We start from the raw sequence: 20282 nt of genomic DNA, 5'->3' as shown, positions 1-20282 counted from the left end.
AATAGGTCACATCAGGTTTACTTTATCTGTATATATCCTAGAAATATACAAAACCCCATTCCTTTTCCGAAGAAAAGGGTGGGGTTTGTCATCAATCTCACACCCGATATTTTTGGGTGTTTTAATTTGTTCTTAAATTGTTTTATTTGATTTGCATCTTTCTCCCGACTTTGCTGATGTGCTATACTAAAAAACATAATAAACCCCTATATATCGGGTAAAGGGTGTGGTTATGTGAAAAACCACGAGTGGTATCTGGAGTATGAAATTCACAAAAATCGTCCGGGTTTACTTGGTGATATCGCCTCATTACTGGGGATGCTTTCCATTAATATATTGACAATTAATGGTGTTGAAAATAACCGTCGCGGAATGCTGCTGAAGACGGAAGATCATCAAAAAATTGATGCACTGGCTCAAATATTGAAACGCGTTGACAATATCACCATCACTGCTCTGAGACCACCGAAATTAATGGACCGGATGGCGGTACGACATGGACGTTACCTCGATCGCTGTCTGGAAGACAAGCGTACATACCGCTTTACAAGAGAAGAATTGGGGTTATTGGTCGATTTTATGGCTGAATTATTCAAAAAAGAAGGACATCAGTTGATCGGTGTCCGGGGAATGCCTCGCGTCGGAAAAACGGAATCGGTCGTGGCCGCCAGTGTTTGTGCGAATAAACGCTGGACGTTTGTTTCATCCACGTTGTTAAAACAGACGATTCGCAGCCAATTGGCACAGGATGAGTTATCGGAGCAGCATGTTTACATTATCGACGGGATTGTTTCCACGTTGCGGGCGACTGAGCGGCACGACATGCTGGTGCGGGAAATCCTGCGCATGCCGGCGACCAAAGTGATCGAACATCCTGATGTGTTTGTGAAAGAGACAGAATATACAATGGATGATTTCGATTATATTATCGAGCTCAGGAATTTTCCTGATGAGGAAATCACATACGATATGCTGGAAACCGGCTTTAACGAGTTTTGAGTTTTTTGCAGTTTTTTAGTTTTTTGCTTGGGAGGGGATAGGGAAATGGCGGGGATCGGAGTTTATTTAAGACGTGTGAGAGAACAAAACGGGTATACGCTTGAACAAATGAAGCAGGTGACCAATATTCACCTGGAATACCTGCAAGCGATCGAAAATGAACAATTTGAACTTCTGCCCAGTCCGTTTTATGCCAAAGCTTTTTTGCGGACATATGCCAAGAGTTTGGGTGTGGACGCGCGGCCTTTGTTGGAAAGGTTTGAGCGGCAGGTGCAATCGCCTGGGATTTCGGAAACAGCCAGATCTGCCGGACCATCTCAGCATTTGACTCCCGGTGTTTCGGATTATTTGCCCGAGCCTTCATTTAACGGTCAAACCGGAAGAGTCGCCTTGCCAGCCGAACAGCAGCTGAGATTGCCGCAGCCGGTGACGAACAGGGCATCCTCCGGATTGCAAGGAGAAGGAGGAGCGAACTATCCGGTGCCATTGGCTCCCGTAAATTCCCAAAATTTGTCGCTGCCGCCGTTTCAGGCGAAAGCGGTTGAGCAAACGACGTTTGTTCCGCGACGCATTGCTTTGGAAAGCAAACAAAAAAGCAAAGAAGCATTGAAAAATGGAAAAAAATCATCTAAGCTTACTGTGGCGGTGGCCATTGGTGCGCTTCTTTTGATCGGGGCGGGAGCGTACTACTACTGGGGAAACAGCCATCCATCCTCGCACGCCGGTTATACTTCACCCAGAACGCAGCAAAGTCAACCGGCCCCAATTGGGAATGCCAATGCTTTGGCTGCGAACAACCCGATCCTGCAAGAAGGAGAAATATCGGATAACCCGTATGAAGGACAATTATACACGATTTCGAATGTGGACAAGCTGGAAGTCGTTTTGAAAGGGGAAAACGGTGAATCGCGGGTTATTTACGCTCCTTCCTACAATGACAGACCGGAAGAATTCACATTGAAAGTCGGACAAGAAGTGGTGTTGGATACAAAGGGGAAAGATGAAATTTGGTTTCGCCTCGGCACCCCTTCCAATGTGCAAATTTCGGTAAATGGTCAAGAAATTAATACAGATGCACAGGATACAGTCAAAAGCTATCGTGTTAAAATCAGCAAGTAAACGGCGTTTTTGTGTTGGATGAGGAGGGTTTTGGTTGTCCGTTGAGATTGGAAAGAGGTTGAGATATGCACGCGAATCGTTGAGGCTTACCTTGGACGATATTGAAGCGCGCACTCGAATCCAAAAAAAGTATTTAGCCGCGATCGAGACCGGGCGATTTGATCTTTTGCCGGGGCAGATCTATGTTCGTTCATATGTTCGCAGTTATGCGATCGCGGTGGGAGAAAATCCCGGAGCCTTGCTTGCTTTACTCCAGAATCAGGCGAACCGGAACGCCCTGACTGCAAACAATGCCAGCCGCAGTCGCCTTTCTCTTCCCTCCGCCGGGCCGACAGGGTACGGGAACGATGAGCCGGAGATGACTTACGCGCCCCAAGAGGAAAGGGGGTTATCCGGAAGCCGTGTCCGTGAGACGGAGGAGCGTGCCTATCGTTCGCGGTCAGAGCGATTCAGACAGACGAATGCCTATCGGGCGGCGGAAGAATACGAAACCGGCATGACGGAGCCGGATGAAACAGCTGACCTTGGCCCGAAAAGGAGGAGTCCTTCTTCGAGAAAGTCTGCTCTTCCGGATTCCGGGGAACTTGGTATTCCTGCCAAAAATGACCCGCCTGTACTTACCCGCCGCAGTTCACGGAGTGAGCATAGAAATTCGGATAAGAAAAAAGGATTCACCTTTGGGAAGCTTTACACCATTCTGCTGATCATCGGGGCGATCCTGCTCGTGATTGCCGCCGTAGCATTCATGTGGTTTCGCATGGAAAATGCTTCTGATGCCAAGCCTGACATGGAAACGGTGCAAGCGAAAATCGAGGGGAAACATGAGGCCGGGGATCGTCAACCGATTCTGTCGCCTCTCAATTCCTCCACATATGGCACCGATCGTTATGAACTTGTAAATGCCGACAAGCTCCAATTAAAGATCAAATGGTTAAAAGGGAGCGGAAGCGGCTATGAGGTCAGACAACAGGAGATAGGCTCACCGGTTGCTGCGGGAGAGGTAAACCCTGACAGACCGGATTTTTCCCAGTCTTTTTCGACTGGGATTTGGCTGAAATTATTTAAACCTAATAATATTTCTGTTACCATTAATAATTTCCCTGTAAAAACCGATGTTTACACTGATGAAAAGGATATTTATATTTCTTTTGTTCAGTAAAGCTCTCTTTTTGGAGAGCTTTTTTTGACACAGAAGAATCAGCGTGGTATGCTTGAATCGAATTGTGTTTATAGAAGTGCGCCGTCGAAATAGTTCGTGTTTTTATGCTGAGTTGCGAGAGAATGCTGGATTGGTTCTTGCTTTTGTCAAGGTACCTCTGTTAGTCTGAAAAATATGGATTCCCCATAATATCATAAATTGTTGCGAAGACGGTGCATGTTTTTTTGCTGGTAAATCATGTGAGAAAAAAGGATTATGCCAGCCAATTGTAAAAAAACGAATAGCAAATAAATGGAGATTTACAATTTTATAAGGTTGCCGAACCAACAGCCAGGTGCAAAAAAGCGATGGTTCAACAACCTTTCAGGAGGTGGCTGGGGTGTCTGTCGAAATTGGTTCGTATCTTCGACAAGCCCGAGAAGCGATTGGACTGTCCCTCGACCAACTACAAGAAAAAACGAAAATTCAAAAATCATTTCTGATTGCGATTGAGAATGGAGAGTTTGATAAATTACCGAGTCCATTTTACGTTCGAACCTATCTTCGCTCTTATGCCAACTGCGTCAAAGTAGAGCCACATCATATCTTGCGCCATTACCGGAAAATAGAACAGGCAGAGCGTTTTACCGGTGTACATAAGGCAGTAACTGAAAAGGATTTGTCCCAGACACAAACCTTTCCGTTTCCCCCGCTCGGGCAAACGGGGAAAATACCGGTTGTGTCAGGCGGGACAGGCCCTCAAGGCGTTGTGTCTCAAGAGACGATGCTTCGCAAACCTTTAAACCAAAAATCCGGGCAGCGGATCGATACAAAGACGGCATTGACGGCTCCGAAAACGGATAATGACAGTGCGCGGCGCAATCGGGAACTGGCGAGGCGCGATGTTGGATATATGCGTTCCAATACCACCATGATGCGGGCGGTCTTGCCCAACCAGCAACAGCAGTCTGATACAAGACCGAATCAAACGGCCGCGGCAGCTCAACAATCAAATCAGGAACAGCTGAATAAAGAAATGCCTTTTCCTGTACCCGCAAAGCGAACACGGGAATTGCCGGTACAATCGAATATCCCGAAACGGGGAATCACCGGACCGCAACCCACAGGGCGTACCGGTTCGGGACCGTTATCCCGGGTTTCAAAAACGAAAACGGGCTTGACCTCCGTGTCCCTTCCACCTGTTCCGGCAAAAGAAATCAGTGCCAGTATGGAAGCGGCACCCGAACAACAAGCGACACAGTTGCAACGTTTAAGCAGAAGCGCCGTCAAAAATCGAAAATCGGCGAAGAAATTTGCTTTTAATTGGCCGATCAAGCGCTCGGTGGCCATTGCGATCGCCGGATTAGTGCTGTGCATTCCGGTGGCATGGGCCGTTGTTTCCTATATGAATAATGGGAATGAAGCGCCGGATGAATCGACGCCAAAGACTCAAACCGTATCATCAAATCAGGGAACCCTGCCGGCAAATCCTGAACCAATGGCATCTCCGACAGGGAAATTGATGTTGATGCAACAAGGAAACAATGTGAATAACTATCGCTGGAGCGGCGAAGAAAAAGTGAATCTCGTGATCAAAGCCGTTTCGGGGAAATGCTTGATCCAGTTGACAGACAATCTGCCAAGCGCGACCGGCAGTGTGAATAAATTTGCCGACGTGACGATCAAGCAAGGGGAGTCCTGGACGTATAACTACGATTTCAGCCACGGGCCGGATTTGTATATCGGCTTGAAACCGTCAGATGGTGTAGTTGTGACCGTAAATGGAAAAGCGGTCAATTCGTCAAGATATGTTCACATTAAATATGTGCAATAACCATTATCCTCTTGAGAAAGCAAGCCCTGTTTCGTTTAGGGCTTGCTTTTTTGACGGATCTTTTGTTTGTGGGCTATACTGAAGAAGTTGGGCCACTGAACACAATCACGGGAGGTACATGATTGCGATGGCCAATCCCTTTGAACAATTAAAAGAAACAAGAGAACAGCTAGAGATGAGTGTCTCGGAAGCGGCCGACCGGGCCGGTCTGGAGCCTGATTACATCGAAGCCTTAGAAAGGGCGGACTTTTCAGCTTTGCCTGACCCTTTGTATGTCAGAGGATTTATCCGATCCTACGCCAAAGTGCTGGGAATCGACCCTAATCCCCTTTTACGCTACTATCGGACGACAGTGGTCGAGGATGCGGCGGTGAATGAGTCTTTGCCGGTGCCAGCTTCTGAGGAGGAAAACGCTTCTCTTTCCAGAGCGAAAAGCAGAAAAGTCAAACGCCGAAAAAAAGCGGATTGGGAACGGGTCAAAATTGTTTTGCTGAACGAAATTGAAGTATTGAATAAAAAATTGAAATGGATCTTAATCAGTTCGATTGCCGTCTTGCTCGTGGCGGCCGGCGTGATCGTTTGGTTGATTTTCGGAATGAATAAGCCGCAGGTGAACGCTGTGAAAAGCATAACCCCTGCTCAATCCTCCGAGGAAAGCGATGGCACGGTCGCTCCCGTTTCCGCGAAAAGGCCGGTAGTGACTATTTTGGAGTCGGCGGAAACTGGATCAAAATACGGTGACGTATACGGAATTTCCAATGCCGATCAGGTTGAATTAACCATTGCTGCCCAAGAGCCGACGGATATTCGAGCCCGATCCGGCGGACCGAACGGAGATTTGATCGCCGACAAAGAATTGGCTGCCGGACAAACGGTGACGTTTACAGACAAGGAATGGATATCGCTCAGGATTGATCATCCGGACCGGGTCCAGCTCCATGCCAATGGCGTCTTGATCGATACTTCGGCTCAAAAGGCAGTCTCTTTGTTCCAATTTAAACGGGTTGAGTCTGACGGCCAACAGTCTCAAAATGAATAAAAAAGGAGAAAATGGAACAGAGAGGAAATGATCACCTCTCTGTTCTTTTTTGACATGCGAGAAGTGCATGGTTTATACTTACGGAAGAATTAGACTGGGTCTTTCCTGCCTTGGAGGAAGTACGTTGACAAAAAATAAGCAAATGAGTTCTAACCAAAACAGCTTAAATCTTGTAAGATGGTCTTACGAGCCAACAAGTATGGTTCACTTCCAAATGATCATGGCAGGGGAAGAAACTGCCAAGGAGAAATCAGTTCATGCCAGGAGGGTTGGTTGTAGTGAACCTGGCCAACAAAATTACATTAGCCCGCATTTTCCTCGTGCCGGTTGTGATGATTTTTTTGCTCGTGCGGTTTGATATCGGGCAAATTCAAATGGGTTCAGTCGTTCTAAAAATGAATGAAATGATTGCGACACTGATCTTCATATTGGCGGCGGTCACCGATGGACTGGATGGTTACATCGCCCGAAAAAACAAAATGGTGACCAATTTGGGGAAGTTTTTGGATCCGCTGGCGGATAAATTGTTGATTACGGCGGCACTCGTTTCCTTGGTCGAGATGCAGCGCCTGGATGCTTGGATTGCCATCGTCATTATCAGCCGTGAATTCGCCGTAACAGGTCTTCGGTTGATCGCAGCGGCTGAAGGATATATCATTGCGGCCAGCCCGCTTGGCAAGCTGAAAACGATCATTCAAATCGTGGCCATTGTTTCCTTGATGTTGAATAACGTTCCTTTTTCAACGATTTCATTTCCGTTTTCACTCGTGGCTACCTGGCTGGCAGTGCTGATTACGATTATTTCCGGGCTTGATTACTTCTATAAAAATAGAAAAATTGTTACCCTTACTAAGACACAGTAAAGGGACGGTTTACAGGGAAAGGATCGATTTGATGCAAGCGGAGATTATTACGGTTGGAACAGAGCTTCTTCTCGGCGAAACAGTCGATTTACACTCCTCGTTTTTATCCCGCGAATGCGTGTCGCTTGGAATCGAGGTGATCTTGCATACGTCAGTCGGTGATGATGCGAATAGGCTTCTGGAGGTTCTCCGTTCCGCTCATGCCCGTTCCAAGCTTGTCTTTCTCTGCGGCGGACTCGGGCCGACAATGGATGATTTGACCAAAGAGACGCTGGCAGAGTTCATCGGGGTCAACCTGGTGCAGGACCCTGAAGTAACCGGGCGGTTAGAGCGTTATTTCTCGAACCGGGGCCGGTCGATGCCCGCAAACAATTATAAACAAACGTTTGTTTTTCCGGGTGGAACCGTCTTTCAAAATGATCATGGCACCGCTCCAGGGCTGGCTGTTTCCCATCACGATGTTACCTATGTTTTGCTTCCTGGCCCTCCAAATGAACTCATCCCCATGTTTGAAAAGAGCGTGCGCCCCTTCTTGCTTCAGCAATTTTATGGAAAACAGGCGATTGTTTCGCAACCTCTCTCGTTTTTCGGCATCGGTGAATCCTTATTGGAAGAAAAAATAAAGGATTTGATCCAGCAATACGGAAATCCGGTCATAGCCACTTACGCCAAAGAGGCCGGAGTTGTGTTGAGGTTAACGAGCAAGGCAAAGGATGAACGATCAGCCAGGGCGTTGATTGAGCCGGTAAAAAAAGAAATTTTGGCGAGAGTCGGCGATTTTTGCTTCAGCGAGGAAGACCGGTCGCTTGAGGAAGTTCTGGTTTCCTCTCTCGCTGCGCAAGGCAGGACGGTTTCCGTGGCGGAAAGCTGCACAGGCGGATTGCTTTCTGAACTGCTCACCTCTGTTCCCGGCAGCAGCGAGGTGTTCCGCGGCGGTTTTGTCTCCTATTCTGCCGAAAGTAAAAACCAGATTGTGCAAGTCCCGGCGGATGTGTTGGAAAAGCACGGGACGGTCAGTTTTCAGGTCGCCGAAATTCTGGCGGAAAATACCCGCCGGCAGTTCGGAACCGATTTTGCGTTATCGATTACCGGTGTAGCCGGTCCGGCCTCAGTTGAAAACAAACCGGTAGGCCTCGTTTATATTGGATTGAAGGAGGCAGGATCGCCTGCCCGCGTGTACTGTTACAGGCTTCGGGGTACGCGCCGGCGCATTCGGCTGTTGGCTGCCAAACATGCCTGCTTCATCCTTCAGCAACGTTTAAAGAAAGGTGAAACAACAAGATGAATCGTTTTGATCAGTTTCAATTAAGCCAAGAAATTTTACGCGGAATCCAAGATTTGGGCTTTGAAGAGCCCTCTCCGATTCAAGCGGAGTGCATTCCCGCCGTTTTGCGGGGGGAAGATGTCATCGGTCAGGCACAAACCGGCACTGGAAAAACGGCCGCATTCGGGATTCCGGTTTTGGAGCGCATCAATCCTGCTGAACGGGTGATTCAGAGTGTGATTCTGGCTCCAACCCGTGAGTTGGCGATCCAGGTATCGGAAGAATTGAGAAGAATCGGCCGTCCCAAACGGGTGAAGACGCTGCCGATTTATGGAGGACAGTCGATCGGTCGGCAGATTAAGGCTTTGCAACAAGGAGTCCATGTGGTCATCGGTACGCCCGGGCGTTTATTGGATCATTTGCGCCGTGGCACCATCAATACGGAACAAGTGGAGATGGTTGTCCTGGACGAAGCGGATGAAATGCTCGACATGGGCTTTATCGATGATATCGAAAATGTGTTCCGCTTTTTGCCGAAAAACCGTCAGCTTCTGCTCTTCTCGGCCACAATGCCGCCGACGATCCGGCAACTGGCCAACAAATACATGCGTAAGCCGCGCTACATCACGGTCAACCGGGGTGAGGTGACGGTTCCGGTCATTAAGCAATATTATTATCGCGTTTTGGAAAATACCAAGGTTGAGGCGCTGTGCCGGATTTTGGACAGCGAAGAAGTCGACTTGTCGATCATTTTCTGCCGCACCAAAAAGGGTGTGGACGAATTGACGGAGTCGCTGCAAGCCAGAGGTTACCTCGCCGGCGGCCTGCACGGGGATTTGGCGCAACAGCAGCGGGATCGTGTGATGAATGCTTTTCGCGGCGGAGAGATCGAACTTTTGGTGGCGACTGATGTCGCGGCTCGGGGAATTGATGTGGGAAGCGTCTCCCATGTCATCAACTATGATATTCCGCAAGATGTGGAAAGTTATGTCCATCGGATCGGGCGAACCGGCCGTGCGGGGAGAAACGGGGTGGCCCTCACGCTGGTGACACCGAGGGAAATGAAGCAACTCAGAACGATTGAAGAGGAAACAGGTGCCCGGCTCAAAGCGCGCGAACTGCCGACATTGGAAGAAGTAGCCGCCAAACAGCAAGCCTCGTGGATCGCCCAAATCGAAGAGATTATCCAATCCGATGCCGATCTTACGCTGTTCGATGAATTGGTGGATCAGCTCAGCGGCAAGTTTTCGGCGGAAAAGGTGGCAGAGGCTGCATTATATTTGGCTTTCTCCGATCGTTTTGTCAAAAATATCGACACCACCTATAACTTTGGAGAAACGGGAGCTGCGCCGGGCATGGTCCGCTTTTTCATCAATGTCGGTCGCAATGCGAATTTGCGCCCGCAGGAATTGGCCAAGGCCATCTCGGAACACGCCGGGATCGCTTTGCGCCAAGTGGGCAAAATCAATATTTATGACCGTTTCTCTTTTGTCGAGGTACCGGAAGATGTCGCGCCATTTGTATACGAAGCGCTCAGACAGTCCAAAATCAATGGTGCCCGGGTGAACATGGAGCCTGCTCGCCCGCGAAAATAAAGTTTTTTAAGAGGCCAGGTATCGAAAACGGATGCCTGGCTTTTTATGGATAACCGGCGGTACTGATGAGTGCGGAGATGCCAAGGGCTCATTTTACAAGAGAATCCCGGCTGAAGACAAAATGGAGCCTCTGCAGGACGTTTCCGCCAGCAATCGCGGCTTGCGCCCGCAGCTGAACTGCATCCGAGCAGATTGCCAGGCGCCATGAGGAAACGGGGGTTGATTTGCTGCCCGGGTTAGGCCGCAATCGGAGGAAATGGGGCGGTTCGCCAATGACGCGATGCCGCGGGGAAAGGAAGCGAACCGGAAGAACGGAAAACATAAAATGGAGCCGGAGGATTTCTTCCGGCTCGTTTGTTTTTCGCGGCAACTCAATCGGGAATGCCCAGCGCGATTTTGGCATAGCGGGACATGCGGCTTTTATCCCAGGGCGGATTCCAGACGATGTCCACTTCCACCTCTTTCACGCCGTCCACCTGTTTCACTGCTTCAGTTACCTGCTCGTTGATGGTTCCTGCCAGCGGGCAACCGATTGCCGTCAGGGTCATCGTGATCTTGACATTCCCTTCATCATCAATCTCCACATTATAGACAAGACCTAAGTTAACGATGTCGATATTTAACTCAGGGTCATTTACTTCTTCCAATTTTTCCATTATCTGCTCTTTGAGAGCTTCTTTGTCCATTGGGCGCTCCTCCTTTTTCTCTTCTTCAAGTAGTAATGTACCACAATATTTCCGATCTCACACTACAGAAAACGTTTATGCCTTCCCATTGCTGGTCCGGCCTGCATCTTTCACCGAAAATCGAATAAATGTTCGTAAATGATCTTGGCAGGAGAGAAAAAACAGGGTATGATGTTGATATGTGATTAATGGGATAGAGGGGGAACATGAATGTCAGATCGTCGTCAGGCGTTGGAAATGGCATTGAGGCAGATAGAGAAGCAATTCGGCAAAGGTTCGATCATGCGGATGGGAGAAGAAGTCACCCCGCAGGTGGAAACCGTTTCTTCCGGAGCATTGGCTTTGGATATCGCGCTGGGGATCGGCGGCTTTCCGCGAGGACGCATTATTGAAGTGTACGGTCCTGAATCCTCGGGGAAAACGACGGTCGCATTGCATGCGATTGCCGAGGTGCAAAAATTGGGCGGGACGGCAGCTTTTATCGATGCCGAGCATGCGCTGGACCCGATTTATGCGCAAAAACTTGGCGTCGATATTTCCGAGCTCCTGTTGTCCCAGCCGGATACGGGAGAACAGGCGCTGGAGATCGCAGAAGCGTTGGTGCGCAGCGGAGCGGTTGACATTATCGTCATCGATTCGGTTGCGGCATTGGTTCCAAAAGCGGAGATCGAAGGGGAGATGGGCGATTCACACGTAGGGCTGCAGGCGCGTCTCATGTCCCAGGCGCTGCGGAAGTTGTCCGGAGCGATCAACAAATCGAAAACGGTCGCCATCTTTATTAACCAAATTCGCGAGAAAGTCGGCGTCATGTTTGGAAATCCGGAAACGACTCCGGGTGGGCGCGCACTGAAGTTTTATTCCAGCGTGCGTCTGGAAGTTCGCCGTCAGGAGTCGATCAAACAAGGAAATGACATGGTTGGAAACCGCACGAAGATCAAAGTGGTGAAAAACAAGGTCGCACCGCCTTTTAAACAAGCGGATGTCGATATTATGTTTGGCGAAGGCATTTCCAAAGAGGGAAGCGTGCTCGACATCGGCGCGGAACTGGATATTATCAACAAGAGCGGCGCTTGGTATTCGTTTGAAGGGGACCGTCTCGGTCAGGGGCGGGAGAACGCCAAGCAGTTCCTGAAAGAACATCCGGAACTCTGTCTGAAAATCGAAAACCGCATTCGCACCCACTTTGATTTGCCTCTGATCAAAGAGCCGGTCGCAGAAACCGAAACCAAAGAAGAGAAAAAAGGGAAAAAGGCAAAAGACAAAAGCAAACCGGAAGAATCTCTCGATTTGGCTTGATCTTTAAGCCGGAGCAGAATGGATGAAGGGAACGATGAACAGAATCACCCGTATTGAAAAACAATCGGCTCGTTCCAAACGCTACCAGATCGAAGTGGATGGGGAACCCTTTTGCTCCATCCATGAGGATGTTTTGGTTCGTTTCCGGTTACATAAAGGGATGGAAATGGATCGGCATCAGTTGGAAGAAATTCTGGCTGCGGAGGAATATAACAAGGTCAGGATGGCAGCTTTGCGCTTTCTTTCGTATAAGCCGCGAACAGCCTGTGAATTAAGGCAGCAGTTGGAACGAAAAGATTTTTCCGCAAAGATGATCTGTCAGGTGATCGCCGAGATGGAAAAATCGGGCTATCTCGACGATCGCCAATTTGCGCGGCAATGGGTGAATGAGCGGATGCATGGCAAGGGATATGGCAGCCGCAGATTGAAACAGGAATTGATGAGAAAAGGAATCGATTTATCTTTGATCGATGAAGCCCTGACAGAGGTGGACCAGGACAAAGAGCGCCAGTTGGCAATGCAGGTTGCCGAAAGGCGCTATCTTCGTATTGGCCGTGAACCCTGGCCCACCGTCGAGCGGCGCCTGGGGCAGTACCTGCTGCGTCAAGGTTATTCGATGGGAGTGGTTCGGTTGGTGCTGAACCAGTTACGCACGCGGTACGAAGAGGAAAAGGAGCATTGGTGATGCGGATTTTATATATGACGGATACCCACATTCGCGGGACTTCACCGCGCAGCCGAACCGATCAGTTTGAGCAAACCATCAGGCTTAAGCTGGAAGAGGTCATTCAAATAGCCGAACGGGAGCAAGTGGATTTCATTTTGCACGGTGGCGACGTATTTGACCGGCCCAATCTCTCGCCGGCAGTCGTTCGTGAGTTTGCCCGTCTTTTCCGGCAGTTTCCCGCCCCTGTTTATGCCATTGCCGGCAATCATGATATCTATGGGCACAATCCCGCCACCACTCCGCGGACCATGCTGGGATTGTTGGATGCCTTTGGGGTGATCCGCCTGATCAGCGGGGATGAAAAGGTGAAACTGGAAAAAGACGGACTGGTCATCCAGCTGAGCGGGCAACCTTTTCACTATGACCTGGATAAAAGGGATCCCAAAGCGGATTACCACGTGCAAAATGAAATGGAGGCGGACTACTGCATTCACATGGTTCACGGCATGTTGGTTGACCGGGCATTGCCCGACGGAGTCCCCCATACGATGATTCACGATGCTTGGTCTGATGATGTGGATATCTTATTGACGGGGCATTATCACGCAGGATTTCCCGTGCAGCACCGTGATGGCAAATATATTGTCAATCCGGGGGCCTTGGCGCGAATCAACAATCACCCGTCCGAAATCAGGCGGATGCCGCAAGTGGTTTTGCTTGAGCTCGGGCGGGACGTTGACGTGCGGTTCATTCCCCTTACCTGCGCAAAAAGGGGAGATGAGGTGCTTGACCGCTCTTATTTGGAAAAAGCGGCTTACCGTCAGGAGCAATTAACCTCTTTTGTGCAGCAGGTTCGGTCTGCGGCTGATTTTCAGGCGATCGACGTCCTGGATATCATCGATGAGATTTCCCGCATGAACGACGTGGAGGATGAAGTGAAATTTGAGGCCCAGCGGCGGATCGCCATTGAACAGGAAGCGGGAGGAGAGAGCGGCCATTGAATTGTTTTCAAAAGCTGATCATCGAGAATTTTCAGTCCCACCACTATACCGAAATCGATTTTTCGGATGGGCTGAACGTCTTTGTCGGCCCTTCGGACAGCGGAAAAAGTGCGATCTTGAGGGCGCTTCGCTGGGTATTGTTCAATATCCCTCGCGGAAGTGAATTTATCCGTACCGGAGCAAAAGAATGCCGCGTTTCCCTCATCTTTGCCGATGGAACGGAAGTGATCAGACTGCGCAGTTCGTCGGTAAATCGCTATATCCTGAGGAAACCGGACGGGACGGAGCAGATATTTGAGGGATTCGGCAACACCGTTCCCCAGGAGGTGACCGATGTCCATCGAATCCAACCGGTCAAGCTGGATCAAAAGGAGATGTTGGTTCACTTTGGAACGCAGTTGGAAAGCCCGTTTCTCCTGTTTGAATCGAGCCAGACAAAGGCGAAGACGATCGGGCGTATCAGCGGAGCCCACCTGATTGATAACGCGCTGAAAAAAACGAACGGGGACCGGTTGGCGCTGAACAGCGAGATCAGGCGACTGGAAGAAGAGCGGGAGAAGCTGGAGGAGAAGCTGAAACCTTACGGAAACCTGGATCAGTTGGAAAGCGACCTGGAGACGGCGGAAGAAGCCTTTTATCAGGCGCGCCGCAAGCAGGAACTTCTGGAAACGTTGCGCAAGCATGTGCATGCGCTGCAAACGATTGAAAGCAGCAAACAAAAAGAAAAAGAGACGATTGCGAAACTGAAAAACCTCTCTCTCGCCGAAGCTGCGGTCGCCCGCTTGGAACAAAAAATCATCCTCGCCCGGCAATGGACAAGGCAGCAGGAAAAATGGCTGCGTGTGCAGAGGGAAATAGGGGAGAACCGGCAGCTGATTCAGGCTGCGGACCGGCTTCCCCTGGCGGAGGAGGCTTTGCGATCTTCCGAAGCCAAAAAGCAGACAGGGATGAGATTGATCCAGTTAAAGAGTAAATGGGACAACCTTCGCGAGCAGCGCAGCCATTGGGAGAAGGAGCAGAAGCGTTTGGAACAGGTTCCGGAGGCCGGCCGGTCGTATGAGGCTGCCCGCGAGAAAATGAGCCGTTTGAAAACGCTGATGCAGCTTGGCGCGAAAGTGAAAAGCCTGCAAAAGGAGATCGGCTTTCTGCGGGGGAGAGTGAGTGAACAGCAACGCCGGGCCCGGGGATTGGGGACTGTGTTGCCGCCGCTTGAGTCCAAGAGTGAACTTCTCCGAAAATTGAAAACGTTCCATCGGAACCTTACTGACGTCCGGGACAGAATCTCCAGGGGCAAACAGTATATCCATGATCAGGAGCAAACCATTATCCGGCTGACAAATGAATGGGCAGAGCTTTTAAAACAGCAGGGAACCTGTCCTACTTGCGGGTCGCCGATCAGCGGTTCGATCATTGAACATATCATGAATGAATACCAAGGAGGTTATGCGCGTGCAGCAGCTGGAAGAGAAAATCAAGCAGATTCGCATGCAACTGGAGAAGGCCAAAAGTGACCTGGTAAAAGCGGAAGCGCGTCTGGAAAATCTGGAGCGGCAGGAAGAAGAGATACTGAGGGAGACCAAGGAGCTGGGAGTAGAGCCGGATCAGCTGCAGGAAGAGATTGAGCGGCTGGAAAAGGAAATCAAAGAGGATCTGGAGAAAGCATGGAGCTACCTGCCTCAGGAGTTGAATAAGTAAAATGGGTGCGGACGCTTCACTGCATCAGCTGGAGGAAGCGCTCAGGGCGGCGAGAACGGAGCTGGTCAGCCGCAAAGCGGAGCGCGATTTGCACCTGGAAAGCTTGCGGGAAACAGAAGAGCGATGGAATGTTTGCATTCGGGAACGCGACCTTCTGGACAAGGTGAGGGTTTTATTCCAACTCTCTGCGGAACATGCCCGCATGCAGGCGAAACAGCAGTTGGAAACATTGGTGACCAATGCGCTCAAATACGTGTTTGGCCCCTCATTTCGTTTTGAAATTGAATTATCCGAGCACGGAGGGAATCCTACGGCAGACTTTTATGTTGTTTCCGAATGGGAGGGCCAGACATTTAAAAACAAACCGCAGGATGCACGGGGCGGCGGTATTGTCGATGTCGTCTCTTTAGCTTTGCGCATCGCCCTGATCGAGACGGTAAAACCCCGTTTGGAAGGGCCGATTATTCTCGATGAACCCGGTAAGCATGTGAGTGAAGATTTTATCATTCCGATGATCGAATTTCTCAAATCGGTGGCGGAAACGTTTGGCCGGCAGATCATCCTGGTCACTCATAACGTTCACTTGACGGAATCGGCCGATACTGCCTATTATGTCAAACTATCAGGTGGAAAATCGGAGGTGGAAAAAAGCAAAGCAGCCAGCCTGTAAAAGCCGGTCTGTATCTTTTGCCCGGCCGGAAGCCCCTTTCGCGGGGCTCTCTTATTTTTTCAAATGGACTTGACTGCATTCAGAATTAATGAAAAAATAAAAAGAAGTCGTGAAAGCGCTGTCATTTTATCCGGTGGAACGAAGAGGCGGCTTGCCTTCTGCCTTGACAATGAGAATGTATAAATTATACAATTGTAATGTATCTTTGCCTTTTTTTAGAGGTAAGGATATCTCTTCTGGTTCCGTGTATGGTTGTTGACTAAAAGTGAAGTTTGAAAATGTTAGCTGGTTTCCCAGCCTTCACCTGGTATAGCAAAACATGACGGCGGACGAGAGAAGACCGAGTTCATCGGTCTTGTTTTGTAAATAGAGACAGAGGGGGTGAGCGAAGGACGATGGTTTTGGACGTAGCTGACGTCATTCTGCTGTTTGCCTCTCTCGGAATCGGAATCGGAATCGGTTATTGGATTCGAAAGACAGCAGCAGAAGCTCGGATCGGAAGTGCGGAAAAAGAGGCTGCTGAAATCTTGGATAAAGCGAACAAGGAAGCGGAAGCCCTCAAGAAAGAAAAGATATTTGAAGCTCGCGATGAGGCGCATCGCTTGCGAAGTGAAGCGGAAAAGGAAATTCGCGAACAACGCAATGAATTGCACCGCATTGAACGGCGGCTGAATCAGAAAGAAGAAACGCTGGAACGAAAGCAACATGTTTTGGAAAAGCGTGAAGAAGATCTGAATCAGCGCGAACGGGAAATTGAAAAGAAACAGCGACAAATCGATGAGCTATACCAGGAACAGACAAAAGAAATGGAAAGAATATCCGGTTTGACCACAGAGGAAGCGCGCCAACTGATCCTGGCCAAAGTGGAGAACGAAATGCGCCATGAAACGGCCCAGATCATCAAAGAGATGGAGCAGGAGGCGTTGGAAGAAGGAGATCGCCGCGCGCGCAAAATCCTGTCATTGGCCATTCAGCGCTGCGCTGCGGATCATGTGGCCGAAACGACCGTTTCTGTGGTCACCTTGCCAAATGATGAGATGAAAGGGCGTATTATCGGACGGGAAGGGCGGAATATCCGAACCTTGGAAACCCTGACCGGAATCGATCTCATTATTGATGATACGCCGGAAGCTGTGATTCTTTCCGGATTTGATCCGATCAGGCGGGAAGTGGCCCGGGTGGCACTGGAGAAACTGGTTGCCGACGGGCGGATTCACCCGGCGCGCATTGAAGAGATGGTGGAAAAATCGCGCCGTGACGTGGATGAGCGAATTCGTGAATACGGAGAGCAAGCCACTTTTGAAACAGGGGTTCACGGATTGCATCCTGATCTGATCAAAATTATCGGGCGCTTGAAATTTCGTACGAGCTATGGTCAAAATGTGCTTAAACATTCGATGGAAGTGGCTCATTTGGCCGGCTTGCTCGCCGCTGAACTGGGTGAAGATATTCATTTGGCGAAAAGAGCGGGCCTGTTGCACGACATCGGAAAGGCAATTGACCATGAAATTGAAGGTTCCCATGTGGATATCGGGGTGGAATTGGCGAAAAAATATAAAGAGCACCCCGTTGTAATCAACAGCATTGCATCCCATCACGGGGACTGTGAAGCGACGAGCGTTATCGCCGTACTGGTTCGGGCCGCCGATGCATTGTCTGCAGCCAGACCGGGAGCGCGCCGTGAAACGTTGGAAGCTTATATCAAGCGACTGGAAAAGCTTGAAGAGATCTGTGATTCGTTCGACGGTGTGGAAAAATCGTATGCCATTCAAGCAGGGCGTGAATGCCGCATCATTGTAAAACCGGAGGAAGTGGATGATGCCGAAGCTGCTCGTTTGGCCCGCGAGATCACGAAACAAATTGAAAATCAGTTGGATTATCCCGGCCATATTAAGGTAACGGTCATCCGGGAGACAAGATCGGTGGAGTACGCGAAATAAAGTGGCCTTTTGGCCGCTTTATTTTTTCTCAGCATCTGGTTGTGGAGGCTAAAATATTTTATGAGAATCTTAATGATCGGTGATATTGTAGGCGCATTGGGAAGACAAACCGTTGTGAATTATTTGCCAAAGCTGATTCAGATCTACGAACCGGATTTCATTGTGGCCAATGGGGAGAATGCGGCCGGCAACGGCAGAGGCATTCAGCGCCATGCGATAAGAGAATTGCTGGATGCGGGAGTCAATTGCATCACCTTGGGAAATCATACCTGGTCTCAACCGGAAATCTTCGATTTTATCGACGATGAACCGAATATCATACGTCCGGCAAACTATCCCAAAGATACTCCCGGGAAGGGGTTTTCCGTTTTTTCGACACAAGCGGGCCGCTTAACGGTGATAAATTTGATGGGAAGAGCCTATATGGGGGCGCTTGATTGCCCGTTTCGGACAGCGGATGAGATCTTGAAGCAAATTCCTTCTTCCATGGTCCTGGTCGATTTTCATGCCGAAACCACCTCTGAAAAACAGGCGCTTGCTTGGTATTTGGACGGACGGATCTCTGCGCTGATCGGTACTCATACCCATGTGCAAACGGCGGATGAACGGATTTTGCCCAAGGGCACGGGTTACCTTACGGATGTCGGGATGGTCGGGCCCGCAGACGGTGTGATCGGCATGGAAAAAAGCGCAGTGATCAAACGATTTTTAACGCAGATGCCGGTTCGCTTTGAAGTGGCCAAAGGAAAGGCAAAATTTAATGCTGTTCTGATTGATCTGGACAAACAGAGCAAAAAAGCGAAACAGATGAAGCGCATTCAGATCGATGAAGATCACCCCTTGATCGGTTGATTTTAAATAAATTTATTTGTGATTTTTTAGCTGTATCAATGTAAATTAGAAGGAATTTTTACGAAGAAGTCGAATAGGATAGAAGTAGTGGATTCACTCCAACCATCGAGGAGGTACCTTCATGGAAGTATTAAAGGTTTCAGCAAAATCTAACCCGAATTCTGTTGCTGGTGCACTCGCCGGGGTCTTGCGTGAACGTGGTCAAGCAGAGATGCAAGCAATTGGCGCAGGGGCGCTGAATCAAGCTGTTAAAGCGGTTGCGATCGCACGAGGATTTGTGGCGCCGAGCGGGATTGATCTGATTTGTATTCCTGCTTTTACGGATATTGTGATCGATGGTGAAGAGCGAACCGCGATTAAATTAATCGTGGAACCGCGCTAATTTATCTAATCGATATATTCAAAAAAACCTGTTTATTTTTATAGACAGGTTTTTTTTATAAATATGAGGTGAAAAATATGCAATGGCTGGATGGACATTGTGATGTACTGAGCAAAATGTGGAAAGATCCGGTGAAGCATAAGTTCTACGACCCTCAATCGAAGCTGGACAGTTCGTATTTTAATTTGCGGGAAGCGACGGTCGCTCTGCAAGTTTTTGCTGTTTGGGTACCGGAGACGGTAGCCAAAGCGCAGCGGCTCCAAGTTGCTTTGAAGCAGATCGACCTCTTTTATGAAGAGATCATCCAGGACGAGCAAAATGTCATCTTGATTGCCGATCGCAAGCGTTTGAGAGAATGTTCGCCGGAACGGATCGGGGCGCTTCTGCTGCTTGAGGGAGCGGATGCCCTGCAAGGGGAACTGGCCAATCTGCGGCTCTTGTGGCGTCTGGGAATCCGGCAAATGGGTCTTACCTGGAATTATGCCAACGAAGTGGCCGACGGAATTGAGGAGGAACGTGGAGGAGGATTGACCCGGTTCGGACGGCAAGTGATTGAGGAGATGAAACGACTGCGCATGATCCTCGATGTTTCCCATCTGTCGGTGAAGGGATTCTGGGAGGTCATCGGGGAGGAAGAACTGCCGATTCTCGCGTCACATTCGAATTGCCGGGCCATCTGTCCGCATAAGCGAAATCTCGAAGACGACCAGATCCGGGCCCTGATCGAACGGGATGGAAGAATCGGGGTTACTTTTGTCCCGTCTTTTGTCCATGTTTCTTATCCGGATGCGTCGATTTCCCATGTGCTGAAACATATTGATCACCTATGCGGGCTGGGAGGGGAGGATTATATTTTCTTCGGCTCGGATTTTGACGGAATCAGCTACAAAATCAAGCATCTGGAGAGTTATCGTTACATACATTACCTAACAGAGGCCCTTTTAAAGGCATTCCCTGAGTCTTCTGTGAAAAAATGGTCTTGGGAAAATGGCTACCGATTTTACGAAAAACAATTATCTTTATAAAACAGCAAAAAATGCGAGCAAAATGAATCTCATCTTCTCACAGAGGGTTTATTGGGATTTTTAACAGATAAATTCCAAAGAGAGAAAAGTTTAATAGGTTGCTTTTTGTCTGGCAGAGGACTAGAATTAATACATGAAAATGCTATCACTCGCCACAGGGGGGGTTTTGAATCCTCTCGGGGCAAGAGTTGATATAAATTTTTTTTCATTTCATATT

At 49.2% G+C, this 20282-nt stretch carries 20 protein-coding genes; 18 read left to right on the top strand and 2 right to left on the bottom strand.

Annotated features, from left to right (window positions below):
- The first annotated feature begins 234 nt into the window (after positions 1–234).
- The 8 genes from I8U17_RS08165 (at position 235) to I8U17_RS08130 (ending at position 9851) form a co-directional block, all read left to right on the top strand.
- Complete coding sequence (locus I8U17_RS08165; RefSeq protein WP_198055757.1) at positions 235–999, top strand: DUF3388 domain-containing protein; 765 nt, start codon at positions 235–237, stop codon at positions 997–999.
- Between the two features lie 45 nt (positions 1000–1044).
- The gene (locus I8U17_RS08160) at positions 1045–2118 is read left to right on the top strand and encodes a helix-turn-helix domain-containing protein (RefSeq protein WP_198055758.1); all 1074 of its coding nucleotides are present in this window, start codon (positions 1045–1047) and stop codon (positions 2116–2118) included.
- Between the two features lie 34 nt (positions 2119–2152).
- Entirely contained in the window at positions 2153–3277 is a 1125-nt protein-coding gene (locus I8U17_RS08155; RefSeq protein ID WP_033099663.1) for a helix-turn-helix domain-containing protein, read from the top strand.
- A 379-nt stretch (positions 3278–3656) separates the two neighbouring features.
- Positions 3657–5090 (top strand): helix-turn-helix domain-containing protein, encoded by a 1434-nt coding sequence (locus I8U17_RS08150; RefSeq protein WP_198059252.1) that lies wholly within the window; start codon positions 3657–3659, stop codon positions 5088–5090.
- A 127-nt stretch (positions 5091–5217) separates the two neighbouring features.
- Positions 5218–6129: a helix-turn-helix domain-containing protein gene (locus tag I8U17_RS08145; RefSeq protein WP_160173794.1), complete on the top strand. Its 912-nt coding sequence runs from the start codon at positions 5218–5220 to the stop codon at positions 6127–6129.
- A 278-nt stretch (positions 6130–6407) separates the two neighbouring features.
- On the top strand, positions 6408–6992 hold the full coding sequence (gene pgsA / locus I8U17_RS08140; protein WP_198055817.1) for a CDP-diacylglycerol--glycerol-3-phosphate 3-phosphatidyltransferase: 585 nt from the start codon (positions 6408–6410) through the stop codon (positions 6990–6992).
- A 31-nt stretch (positions 6993–7023) separates the two neighbouring features.
- Positions 7024–8277, top strand: coding sequence for a competence/damage-inducible protein A (locus tag I8U17_RS08135; protein ID WP_033099667.1), 1254 nt, complete (start codon positions 7024–7026; stop codon positions 8275–8277).
- Positions 8274–9851, top strand: a complete 1578-nt coding sequence (locus I8U17_RS08130) for a DEAD/DEAH box helicase (protein WP_033099668.1) — start codon at positions 8274–8276, stop codon at positions 9849–9851. Before I8U17_RS08135 ends, I8U17_RS08130 begins: the two co-directional genes overlap by 4 nt.
- Positions 9852–9939: 88 nt before the next feature.
- Here the strand turns inward: I8U17_RS08130 and I8U17_RS08125 are convergent, their stop codons facing one another.
- Positions 9940–10254, bottom strand: a complete 315-nt coding sequence (locus I8U17_RS08125) for a hypothetical protein (RefSeq protein WP_198055823.1) — start codon at positions 10252–10254, stop codon at positions 9940–9942.
- Positions 10223–10537, bottom strand: coding sequence for a metal-sulfur cluster assembly factor (locus I8U17_RS08120; protein WP_033099670.1), 315 nt, complete (start codon positions 10535–10537; stop codon positions 10223–10225). The genes I8U17_RS08125 and I8U17_RS08120 overlap by 32 nt, the downstream gene beginning before the upstream one ends.
- A gap of 210 nt (positions 10538–10747) precedes the next feature.
- Between I8U17_RS08120 and recA the strand changes: the two genes are divergently transcribed.
- From recA to I8U17_RS08070, 10 genes are all read left to right on the top strand, one after another.
- Positions 10748–11833: a recombinase RecA gene (gene recA / locus I8U17_RS08115; protein WP_033099671.1), complete on the top strand. Its 1086-nt coding sequence runs from the start codon at positions 10748–10750 to the stop codon at positions 11831–11833.
- A 34-nt stretch (positions 11834–11867) separates the two neighbouring features.
- Positions 11868–12518 carry a RecX family transcriptional regulator gene (locus tag I8U17_RS08110; RefSeq protein WP_198059251.1) on the top strand — a complete coding sequence of 217 codons (651 nt, stop codon included), beginning with the start codon at positions 11868–11870 and terminating at the stop codon, positions 12516–12518.
- Complete coding sequence (locus I8U17_RS08105; RefSeq protein WP_033099673.1) at positions 12518–13501, top strand: metallophosphoesterase family protein; 984 nt, start codon at positions 12518–12520, stop codon at positions 13499–13501. The genes I8U17_RS08110 and I8U17_RS08105 overlap by 1 nt, the downstream gene beginning before the upstream one ends.
- A complete protein-coding gene (locus I8U17_RS08100) occupies positions 13498–15012 on the top strand; it encodes an AAA family ATPase (RefSeq protein WP_052153950.1) in 1515 nt (504 codons plus the stop codon). Before I8U17_RS08105 ends, I8U17_RS08100 begins: the two co-directional genes overlap by 4 nt.
- Positions 14945–15196 carry a hypothetical protein gene (locus I8U17_RS08095; protein WP_033099674.1) on the top strand — a complete coding sequence of 84 codons (252 nt, stop codon included), beginning with the start codon at positions 14945–14947 and terminating at the stop codon, positions 15194–15196. Before I8U17_RS08100 ends, I8U17_RS08095 begins: the two co-directional genes overlap by 68 nt.
- Before the next feature lies 1 nt (position 15197).
- Positions 15198–15866, top strand: coding sequence for an ATPase (locus I8U17_RS08090; RefSeq protein WP_033099675.1), 669 nt, complete (start codon positions 15198–15200; stop codon positions 15864–15866).
- A gap of 395 nt (positions 15867–16261) precedes the next feature.
- Positions 16262–17806: a ribonuclease Y gene (rny, locus tag I8U17_RS08085; protein ID WP_033099676.1), complete on the top strand. Its 1545-nt coding sequence runs from the start codon at positions 16262–16264 to the stop codon at positions 17804–17806.
- A 60-nt stretch (positions 17807–17866) separates the two neighbouring features.
- A complete protein-coding gene (locus I8U17_RS08080; RefSeq protein ID WP_033099677.1) occupies positions 17867–18658 on the top strand; it encodes a TIGR00282 family metallophosphoesterase in 792 nt (263 codons plus the stop codon).
- A gap of 121 nt (positions 18659–18779) precedes the next feature.
- Positions 18780–19040: a stage V sporulation protein S gene (locus tag I8U17_RS08075; protein WP_022737614.1), complete on the top strand. Its 261-nt coding sequence runs from the start codon at positions 18780–18782 to the stop codon at positions 19038–19040.
- A 77-nt stretch (positions 19041–19117) separates the two neighbouring features.
- The gene (locus I8U17_RS08070; protein ID WP_033099678.1) at positions 19118–20065 is read left to right on the top strand and encodes a dipeptidase; all 948 of its coding nucleotides are present in this window, start codon (positions 19118–19120) and stop codon (positions 20063–20065) included.
- The last annotated feature ends 217 nt before the right edge of the window (positions 20066–20282 follow it).

This window comes from Thermoactinomyces sp. CICC 10521, from assembly GCF_016055135.1.
Classification (GTDB): Bacteria; Bacillota; Bacilli; order Thermoactinomycetales; family Thermoactinomycetaceae; genus Thermoactinomyces_A; species Thermoactinomyces_A daqus.
Note: the sequence above shows the minus strand (reverse complement) of the source record. Positions and strands in the feature narration are given on the sequence as shown.

Excerpts from the sequence above, each read along its gene's own strand:
- I8U17_RS08160 (WP_198055758.1), top strand. The coding sequence starts at position 1,045 with ATGGCGGGGATCGGAGTTTATTTAAGACGTGTGAGAGAACAAAACGGG.
- I8U17_RS08145 (WP_160173794.1), top strand. The coding sequence starts at position 5,218 with ATGGCCAATCCCTTTGAACAATTAAAAGAAACAAGAGAACAGCTAGAG.
- I8U17_RS08135 (WP_033099667.1), top strand. The coding sequence starts at position 7,024 with ATGCAAGCGGAGATTATTACGGTTGGAACAGAGCTTCTTCTCGGCGAA.
- I8U17_RS08130 (WP_033099668.1), top strand. The coding sequence starts at position 8,274 with ATGAATCGTTTTGATCAGTTTCAATTAAGCCAAGAAATTTTACGCGGA.
- I8U17_RS08125 (WP_198055823.1), bottom strand. The coding sequence starts at position 10,254 with ATGCCAAAATCGCGCTGGGCATTCCCGATTGAGTTGCCGCGAAAAACA.
- I8U17_RS08120 (WP_033099670.1), bottom strand. The coding sequence starts at position 10,537 with ATGGACAAAGAAGCTCTCAAAGAGCAGATAATGGAAAAATTGGAAGAA.
- recA (WP_033099671.1), top strand. The coding sequence starts at position 10,748 with ATGTCAGATCGTCGTCAGGCGTTGGAAATGGCATTGAGGCAGATAGAG.
- I8U17_RS08110 (WP_198059251.1), top strand. The coding sequence starts at position 11,868 with ATGAACAGAATCACCCGTATTGAAAAACAATCGGCTCGTTCCAAACGC.
- I8U17_RS08105 (WP_033099673.1), top strand. The coding sequence starts at position 12,518 with ATGCGGATTTTATATATGACGGATACCCACATTCGCGGGACTTCACCG.
- I8U17_RS08095 (WP_033099674.1), top strand. The coding sequence starts at position 14,945 with ATGCGCGTGCAGCAGCTGGAAGAGAAAATCAAGCAGATTCGCATGCAA.
- I8U17_RS08090 (WP_033099675.1), top strand. The coding sequence starts at position 15,198 with ATGGGTGCGGACGCTTCACTGCATCAGCTGGAGGAAGCGCTCAGGGCG.
- rny (WP_033099676.1), top strand. The coding sequence starts at position 16,262 with ATGGTTTTGGACGTAGCTGACGTCATTCTGCTGTTTGCCTCTCTCGGA.
- I8U17_RS08080 (WP_033099677.1), top strand. The coding sequence starts at position 17,867 with ATGAGAATCTTAATGATCGGTGATATTGTAGGCGCATTGGGAAGACAA.
- I8U17_RS08075 (WP_022737614.1), top strand. The coding sequence starts at position 18,780 with ATGGAAGTATTAAAGGTTTCAGCAAAATCTAACCCGAATTCTGTTGCT.
- I8U17_RS08070 (WP_033099678.1), top strand. The coding sequence starts at position 19,118 with ATGCAATGGCTGGATGGACATTGTGATGTACTGAGCAAAATGTGGAAA.